The sequence below is a fragment of the Micromonospora mangrovicola genome (assembly GCF_047200535.1).
Lineage (GTDB): Bacteria > Actinomycetota > Actinomycetes > Mycobacteriales > Micromonosporaceae > Micromonospora.
Genome location: NZ_JBJZOG010000163.1, coordinates 1 through 9127 on the forward strand (window position 1 = coordinate 1; position 9127 = coordinate 9127).

At 64.6% G+C, this 9127-nt stretch carries 6 protein-coding genes and 1 pseudogene; 6 read left to right on the forward strand and 1 reads right to left on the reverse strand.

The annotated features are described in order from the left end of the window. Positions 1-4978: golvesin C-terminal-like domain-containing protein (locus tag ACL02O_RS32600; RefSeq protein WP_412822031.1), on the forward strand; the 4978-nt coding region annotated here is incomplete at its 5' end. After that, entirely contained in the window at positions 4971-5483 is a 513-nt protein-coding gene (locus tag ACL02O_RS32605) for an SUKH-4 family immunity protein (RefSeq protein ID WP_412822032.1), read from the forward strand. The genes ACL02O_RS32600 and ACL02O_RS32605, both read left to right, overlap by 8 nt. 150 nt (positions 5484-5633) lie before the next feature. Here the strand turns inward: ACL02O_RS32605 and ACL02O_RS32610 are convergent. Continuing rightward, a pseudogene (locus tag ACL02O_RS32610) lies at positions 5634-6337 on the reverse strand (transposase family protein); the annotation flags it as partial. Positions 6338-6561: 224 nt separating this feature from the next. On the opposite strand from ACL02O_RS32610, the gene ACL02O_RS32615 reads away from it, so the two are divergent. From ACL02O_RS32615 to ACL02O_RS32630, 4 genes are all read left to right on the forward strand, one after another. Further along, on the forward strand, positions 6562-7272 hold the full coding sequence (locus ACL02O_RS32615) for a hypothetical protein (RefSeq protein ID WP_412822033.1): 711 nt from the start codon (positions 6562-6564) through the stop codon (positions 7270-7272). Between the two features lie 213 nt (positions 7273-7485). Next, complete coding sequence (locus ACL02O_RS32620) at positions 7486-7668, forward strand: hypothetical protein (protein ID WP_412822036.1); 183 nt, start codon at positions 7486-7488, stop codon at positions 7666-7668. Between the two features lie 135 nt (positions 7669-7803). Continuing rightward, positions 7804-8226, forward strand: a complete 423-nt coding sequence (locus tag ACL02O_RS32625; RefSeq protein WP_412822034.1) for an Imm1 family immunity protein — start codon at positions 7804-7806, stop codon at positions 8224-8226. A gap of 247 nt (positions 8227-8473) precedes the next feature. Beyond that, the gene (locus tag ACL02O_RS32630) at positions 8474-8956 is read left to right on the forward strand and encodes a hypothetical protein (RefSeq protein WP_412822035.1); all 483 of its coding nucleotides are present in this window, start codon (positions 8474-8476) and stop codon (positions 8954-8956) included. Positions 8957-9127: the final 171 nt, after the last annotated feature.

Sequence of the window (9127 nt, forward strand, 5' to 3'; positions counted from 1 at the left end):
GCGGGGCAACCCGACCAGCCTGGTCTACAACTACCCGCAGGCCGGCGACGACCCGAAGCTGCACTGGACCACCAAGTCCTACACCGACCGGCTCGGCTACCTGACCCAGTTCGACTACGTCGACCCGGACGGCCCGCAGGGCAACAACATCGACGCCACGGTCACCGACGCCGAGAACCACGCCACCCAGTACCAGCTGGACGGCTACGGCCGGGCGTACCAGATCACCAACGCGAACAACGAGGTCACCAAGACCGGTTGGGACGACGACCACAACGTCATCCGCCTCGAGGAGGCCAACGGCGCCGTCTCCACCTGGGCGTTCGACCCGAAGACCGGCTACCCGACCGAGATCAAGGACGCCGAGGCGGTCAAGAACGGCTGGCCGGGGACGGCGCTGACCTACCAGCGCTCGCTCAACGGCTACGTGGCCGAGATGACCAGCAAGACCAGCCCGGAGGGACGGAAGTGGACCTTCACCTACACCGGTGAGGGCGACATCGCGACCGTCACCGACCCGGTCGGCAACACCACGGCGACCGCCGGCGACTACACGAGCACCAACACCTACGACGAGTGGGGCCAGCTCACCGCCGTCAAGGACGCCAACGGCAACACCACGAAGTACGACCTGTTCCACGACAGCGGTTACCCGACGCTCATCACCGACGCGGGCAACGGTACGTCGACCTTCACCTACGACGACCGGGGCAACGTCACCGAGGTCCAGAACGGCAAGCACGCCAAGGTGACCCAGGAGTACGACGTGTTCGGCCGGCCCACCACCAAGGTGGAGCCGCTGGACGCGGCCAACAACCGCTTCATCACCACCCCGGCCCCGGTGTACGACGCCAACGACAACATCACCACGGCGTACGCGGCCAACGGTGCGGCGTCGACCTCCGTCTACGACAAGGCGGACCAGGTCGTCGAGACGCTCGCCCCGAAGGACGAGCCGACCGACCCGGAGCGCAAGACCACCACCACCTACGACAAGGTCGGCAACGTCCTCACCGTCACCGAGCCGCAGGGCAACCTGACCTCGACGGTGGGCGACTACACGACCACCACCAAGTACGACGCGATCTACCAGCCGATCGAGGTCACCAACGGCCTCGGCCAGAAGGTGGTCTCCGAGTACGACAACGTCGGCAACGTCAAGGTCCTCTACGACGCGAAGAAGACCGCCAGCGCGGCGGACGACTACACCACGCAGTACGAGTACGACCTGAACCACCGGGTCGTGCAGACCACCGACGCGATCGGCGAGTTCACCACCGCGCGCTACGACAAGGACGGCCTGACCCTCGGCACCACCGACGCGGAGGGCAACGAGTCGCTGGCCACGTACGACGCCCGCGGCGCGCTCGTCGAGTCGAAGGTGCCGCACGACAAGGATGGCGCCGGCACCATCACCTACCGCACCACCAGGTACGAGTACGACCAGGTCGGCAACGCCACCAAGGTGATCACGCCACGCGGCGTGGACACCACCGACGACGCCGACGACTTCTCCGTGGTGACCGTCTACGACGCGCTCAACCGCAAGAAGGAGGAGTGGTCGTCCTACGACAAGGACGACAGCCGGTACAACACGCCGGACAAGACCTTCTACACCTACGACGAGGTCGGCAACCTGGCCCAGGTCAGCGCGCCCCCGTCGGACGGGCAGTCGGTCCGCAACATCACCAAGTACGACTACTACGACAACGGCTGGACGAAGACGTCCACCGACCCCTGGGACATCGTCAACTCGTACGACTACAACGACCTGGGCCAGCAGACCAAGAACACGCTGACCTCGGCCGGCGGGTCGGTCTCGCGGACGATGACCTGGGACTACTACCAGTCCGGCAACGAGAAGGGACGCTCGGAGGACGGCCTGCCGGTCGGCAAGGACGTCGTCCTGGTCGACAACTCCGACTCGCAGAACGTCGCCACCCAGGGCACCTGGACCAACGGCGGCGCCACCGGCAACTACGGCTACGACGTGGCCACGGCTCCGGCGGGCAGCGGGTCGGCGCAGTTCAACTGGCAGTTGACCATCCCGCGCGACGGCACCTACGAGGTGTTCGTCCAGTACCCGCAGGTCAGCGGCGCGGCGACGGACGCGAAGTTCACCATCACCCACGACGGCGGCAGCGTCGTCAAGACGGTGAACCAGACGCAGAACACCGGCACCTGGATCAGCCTGGGCAGCTACCCGTTCACCGAGGACGGCGTCCAGAAGATCACCCTCACCGACCAGGCGACGGGCAAGGTGCTCGCCGACGCGGTCAAGCTGGTGCGGGACAACTCCGCCGACGTCGACAACGAGAAGAAGGAGTTCACCTACCGGTACAACCCGAACGGGATGATGGTCGAGGTCAAGGACCTCAGCCCGGGCGCGAAGATCGACCGGTACGACATCGCTTACGACCAGCTCAACCAGATCGACTCGGTCAAGGAGTACGCCGGGTCGACGTTGAAGAACACCACGGCGCTGACCTACGACGACAACGGCAACCCGCTCACCTCGACCCACGACCTCACCTGGTCCAAGATCGAGTACGACGAGCGGGACATGGTCGCCAAGGTGACCAACGCCGACTCGCCGACGGCCGGTAACCAGCAGATCTCGACGTTCACGTACACCGCCCGCGGGCAGATGCTCAAGCAGACCAAGCCCAACGGCAACACCGTGGACTTCGAGTACTACCTCGACGGCGCCACCAAGCACCAGCTGGAGAAGACCTCCGGCGGGGCCACCGTCGCGGAGCACAACCTGCAGTACCAGGCCAACGGGCACCCCTCGCGGGACGTGCTGAAGTTGATGAACGCCGACAACTCGTCGGACTACATCGACAACACGTACGTTTTCAGCTACGACCCGCAGGACCGGATCGCCAAGCTGGACAAGACCGGCGACAGCACCTCGACGGAGACCTACACCTACGACGCCAACGGCAACACGGTGGCGCAGACCATCGAGGGCGTCACGTCTACCAGCAAGTTCGACCGGAACCGGCTGCACTCGACCACCACGGCGGGTGTGACGTCGACGTACAACTACGATCCGCTCGGTCGCCTCGACACGGTGTCGATCGGTGGTCAGCGGGCGCAGAAGTACTACTACGACGGCTTCGACCGGACGGCGAAGACCACCGCGGGTATCGGCTCGACGGCGAAGTCGACGACCTACGTGTACGACCCGTTCGACCGGACGGTGTCGCAGACGGCGGCCGGTAAGACGACGGTCTTCACCTACCTGGGGATGGACAACCAGGTGCTGCGGGAGGAGGTCGCGGGCAAGGCGACCAAGTCCTACCAGTACGCGCCGTGGGGTCAGCAGTTGACCCAGATCAAGCACAAGGACGACGGCTCGCGGGAGTACTCGCAGTTCATCTACCGGCCGCGTGGTGACGTCATCGGGATCACGAAGGAGGACGGTAAGACCCGGGCGACGTACGGGTACACGGCGTACGGCAAGGACGACGAGTCGCAGTTCACGGGTGTGGACAAGCCGGGTGCGCAGCCCGAGGGTGAGGAGCCGTACAACGCGTTCCGGTTCAACGCCTCACGGTGGGATGCCAACTCGGGCACGTACGACATGGGGTTCCGTAACTACGATCCGGGGTTGAACCGGTTCCTGACGCGGGACGCCTACGGCGGGGCGATGGCGGACATGGCCCTGGCGATGGATCCGTTCACGGGTAACCGGTATGCGTTCGCCGGTGGGAACCCGATCAGCTTCGTGGAGTTGGACGGGCACCTGTTCGGGATGTCGTGGTCGGACATCGGCCACGCCGCTTTGGACGTCGCCGGGATGGTGCCGGTGATCGGTGAGGTCGCCGACGTCGCGAACGGCATCTGGTACGCGGCCGAGGGCAACTACGTCGACGCCGCTCTGTCCCTGGCCTCGGCGATCCCGCTTGCGGGTAACGCGGTGGCCGCGGCGAAGCTGGCCAAGACGGGTAAGAAGATCGCCGACGGCATCGACACCGCCCGCGACATCGAGAAGGCGGCCGAGAACGCCAAGAGCATCGAGAAGGGCGTGGAAGGCGCCACCGACGCCAGCAAGGCGGCGCCGAGCCGGGCGCCGTGCAACAGCTTCGTGCCGGGAACCAAGGTGCTATTGGCCGATGGTTCGACCAAGGCGATCGAGGACGTGAAGGTCGGCGACCGGGTCCTCGCCTCCGATGTCGAGTCGGGGGACCAGCAGGGCCGCCCGGTCACCCAGCTGATCCGGGGTGACGGGGTCAAGAAGCTGGTCACCATCGTCGTGGACACCGACGGCAAGTCCGGTGACAAGACCAGCACCATCGTGGCCACGGACGGTCACCGGTTCTGGCTGCCGGACTCCGGGGTCTGGGTGACCGCCGGCCAGTTGAAGGTCGGCGCCTGGCTCCAGACGTCGTCGGGCACGTGGGTCCAGATCGCTGCCATCCGGCACGAGACCCATGTCCAGCGAGTACACAACTTCACCGTCGACGGACAGCACACCTACTACGTCCTCGCCGGCGAAACCCCAGTACTCGCCCACAACGACGCCTGCCCGGTCGACAACGAGGTTCCGTACGGAAGCACTCGTGAGAGCGTTGAGGTCCAGAAGCAAAGGCTCGCTGACAATAACAAGGGAAACAACTATGGTGCATTGACCTACAAGAAGGGGGTCGATGCCGACGGCAACGAGATTCTGGATACCTTCGCAATGAGGTCGAAGGGGAGGAAGCATGCGGAGCAGAACCTCCTTGAGGAGGCGGGTCGCCGCGGCATTCCGGACGCTGACATTCGGCACGTGTACAGCGAGTTCCAGCCCTGCCGGAACAGGTGCTCCGGACCGAAATGGCTGGGTAGGAGTAGCCTGTCTCATGTGAGACAGACATGGAGTTGGGCTTGGGACAAGTCAGGGACAGCCTTGGCTGACGCTTCAACTGCGGCTCGCAACTCTGCAGTCGCTTCGCTCTTCAGATCCGGGGTGCCAGGGCTGCATGCCTGATTACGTGCGATGGTCTCCGGACCAGGCTGGGGTTCTCCTCCACGAGGGCGCGCGCGCGTTCCTCGTGGAGGAGGGCCTCCCCCGTCGATCGCTACTTTTCCAGGCGGCCGGCCCGACCGGCCACCCGATGGAGGTGCGTAGTGGTCATGTCTGTGTAGTGCTGGGAGCCTATGACGAGGGCGAGCTGTTTCTCCTCGACATCGAGCAAGGCCGAATCCTGTTTGGTGCCGAAGGGTTCAATGATGCCTCCCCGGTTAATGCCAGCCTGGAGCTGTTTGCCCAGTGCTTGGCGGTAACGGAGGGAAACTTCCCCTACTATTCTTCCGGCGACGGTAATGCCAAGTTTTTGGCGGTCGCCAAACGGCTGGAACAAGTGCTTTCGGCAATTGACCCAGGAACGTACAGGTTGCGCGGTTCTTTTTGGAAGACTTTCGTTCATGACGTTTCCATAGGAGATTTTTCAATTGAGGATGTGGATTGGTGGCCGCCTGATAGTGACCGTTGATGAGCTGCGAGGCCTGATTTCCTGTTGAGTGGAAACCTATGGCGGAGTAACCGGCCGGGCATGATCCTCTGGAGTTGGGGACGGTCCGTTCAGGTATGCGAGGCGCCTCCCGCTGTTCCTGGGGGGGCGCCTCACCGCTCTTGGCCGAGCCGCCGTAGCGGCTGGGCGGCTGCAACGGTTGCGGGCCGAGCTGCGAGCCACTTTCATCGTGGGTAGCGGGCGTCTTCGGCGGCTTGGAGGACGAAGATGGCCTGCACGATCGGGGTGGCCTCGGCAGGACAGGCGGGTGCGGCGGCGTTTGAACGGGGCCCAGACGCTGCCGCAGGCGCCTTGGTAGCCCTTGTCCGCGAAGGTCAGCACGTTATTGCTGGTCAGCGCCTCGATCGGGCCGTGAGTCCGGGCCGCGGTCAGGTCGTGCACCGAGCCGGGCAGGGCGGCCGACGCCCAGACCAGCCGCCCGGCGGCGTCGGCCAGAACCTGGACGTTCACGCCGTGGCCCTTGTGCTTGCCGGAGTAGTAGGGTCGCTGGTCGGCGACCCGGTCGATCGGGATCAGTGTGCCGTCGAGGATCAACGTACGCCAGTAGGGCGGCCCGGCGCATCGCCGTGTTGGTTGTCGGCGCAGAGCAGGTCGACGGGCTCGCGTAGGTAGCGCCACACGGTGGTGACCGACACCTCAAAGCCGGTGGCGAGGCGGGTGAGGGTGTCGCCGTTGCGTAGGTGGGCCACGGCCAGCTGCTGCGTGGGCAGCCTGCGCCACCGGCCGCCGAGCGTGCGGCGTCGGTCGCGGATCAGCTCGCTCAGGCGGGTCAGGCTGCGCGTGGACAGCGGGATGCTGGCAGGATAGGTCAGCAACGAAGTTCCCGTGCTGGGCGGTGCGTCTTGGTCGACTGCTGTCCTACCGGGAGTTTCGTCCTATCTGGAGCAACGAGACGCCGCCGCATGCCTGCTCACGCGCCCCTGATCACGATGAAAGTGGCTCAATGGCTACGTCGGGACATACACGCGGGCAACCGACAGGTACCGCACGCTGACGTGGGGATCCAACCCGAACCCTCGAATGAAGAGTCGACACCAGGGTGAGTTTCATTGAGGCCATCACAACCGGCTCGTGGGATCCGCGGCGGACGCTTGAGTTGTGCCGCGCCTTCATGGACGAGTGGATGGGTGGGGTCGAGGCCGAGGATGGCTTCTCGGCTGCCGAGCTGGCAGCTGCCGAGGAGGCTCTTGGATTCTCGATCCCGCCCCTCCTTCGCGAATTCCAGGGATTGTTGGGGAAGCGGCAGGACGCCTTGCGGTTGCAGGACCCGGTGCTGAGGCCTGATGAGTTCTACCTGGACGGACCGGACATCCTGGTTGTGCGCGAGGAGAACCAGGGGGGAGCGCTGTGGGGCGTTCCGTATGGTGATGGTCCGGACTTCGAAGTGAAATGGAAGGATCTGTACAACGGCAGTGCGGCCCGGTGGCGCGACTACGGCCAGCCGCTCTCAGCGTTCCTGCTAGAGGCGGTGATGGGCGAGAGCATGTTCAGCGGGTCCGTGCACACGGTGTACTGCTACTTGGAGGAGGCGCGTTACCGGTCCATTTCCCGCCACTTCAAGCCGCTTGACATACCGACCCATGTGTACTTGCCCAAGCCGAGCGGACCGCGAATAGGGTGGTACGGCGACGGCGACGTGCTGGTTCGCGAGGAGGGTAATAACTCGGTCTGGGCAATGGGTCAGACGCCGGACGCGCGGAAGATGATGGCGGCGCGCATTCCCGTTGATTGGGAGTGGTTGGACATGTAGGTTCTGCCATCAGTCCTCCCGAATGGTGGATTGGTGAGAGTCCGGCTGCGGTTCTTGGCGGCGGTAATTTCCCCAGCAGCGTAGGCTGGACAAAGTGTTCACCATTTTTCGGACTGGGCCTCGTACCTGAACTCGTTGGGTTTCTATCCGGGAGGAGTAGCTGATCCGAAGAGCATTCCCGATGAGTTCACCCGTAACGGGTATCCGGTCGAATTGAAGCCGGACACGGCCTCCGGGGTAAAGGCAGGGACTCGGCGGCTGCGAAGGTACATGAACGCTATGGGTAAGAATTACGGAGAGTTGTGGCTCTGGAGTCAGGACGCCGCAGGAAATTACTCCTTCAGGCTAGGTGCGGTGCCCAAACCAGGCGCCGCGCGTAGGTGGTTGAAGTTCTAGGCATATGACAAGGATTTCAGAGAGTCATAGGTTCAGAGCGTGCATCTTCTAGGACGGAACACGCGCGCACTGGCCGGACGGGAACGGCGGCTGGACTAGCCGGCCGTACGGAGGACGTCGTTGAGGCAGTTCCGGGTGGAGGCGTACTATCGCCCACAGCATGGCGACAAGCGTGAGTTGCTTGCTACGCCAGAGGATGTGGACGAGCTCATCGATGCCCTGTTGGCGGGGCCGGCCCAGCAGAATCTAGCAGAGCTGCATTCTCTGGAGCGGTCACCTCTACCTTCCGGGACTCCCGACCATGAGCTGTTGGTGGGTGCTGATCAGGGCCTTCAGGTCGGCGTTCTTGAGTTCATGGATTCCAGCGGAAATTGGACAACGGTCGGGCGGCGAGAGGGGCGTGCCGAGGTTCGTTACTCGTGCGTGAGTCATGTGACCGAGTTCCCGCCAGATTCGGAGATTCCCATCGATCTAGTGCGTCGAGCGGTCAAGGAGTTCTGTTTGTCTGGTGGGCAGCGGCCTACCTGCTGCCAGTGGGAGAAGCCAGAGTTCTGGTAATTCCCTGAGAAATATCTGGCTTGACGAACTCGGAAGGCACGAGGCCGGACCCGCATTTGGGTCCGGCCTCGTTGCGCTGCGAGCAGCGCCTGTACCTGCTGTACGCGTACCGGCGGCGCTGGAGTCCGGGTGCCGAGCTGCGGCTGGTCGGTGAGAGAGTGGGTCTGGTCTCGGCAAGGGTGTCGGCGCCCCGTGCCCGGATCATCAAGCGGCTGTCGGACCAGCAGCTGACGGACGGAGGGCCAGGTTGCTTCTCTGGGACCAGGAAATGCAGCCGCTGCGGGACGAGTTGCAGCAGATTGCGCCGCCGCAGCGGCTGAATCTGGCGATGGCGGTGCTGGAACGGACCCGCGCCGCGATGGGCCGGATCGAGGCCGCGGAGATCACCGACTACCTGGACCGCGGACTCACCGCCGGCAGGGAAGCGGTGTCGGCCGGCCGCGACAAGATCGTGCTCTCCGAGGAGATGCTCGACGAGTACGGCGATGTCATGGATCTGGCGGACGAGCCGGGCACCTCGCACCTGCTGTCCGCTCTCCTGGCCTGTGCCGATGCGCCCGCGGGGCTGACGAGTGAGGTCCTCTACGGTGTCTTCTCCTTCTGTTACGAAGGGCTCCTCGACCGGGAGGGTGTGCCGGAGTGGAGCGTGGAAGCTGAGCGCGCGAACGCCACATGCCTGGAGACGATCGCCTTCCAGCAGCGGCTCATCCGCCAAGCGCTGGGAGGGTGAGAGGGGGATGGCGCCGGCCGAGTTTCGTGGACGCCCGCGACCAGTGGCCCGTGGTCGTGGAGGTGGTGGTTCGATGGTGTCCCCGTTCGAGTCGGCGCCCTCGCGGTGGACCGGACCACCGCTCACCGGAAAGGCGGTCCGTCGCGCCGAGAGCACTCTCGGGGTTCGGCT

What these genes read in the sequence shown, in the direction of transcription:
- ACL02O_RS32605 (WP_412822032.1), top strand. Translation starts at nt 4,971, where the DNA reads ATGCCTGATTACGTGCGATGGTCTCCGGACCAGGCTGGGGTTCTCCTC.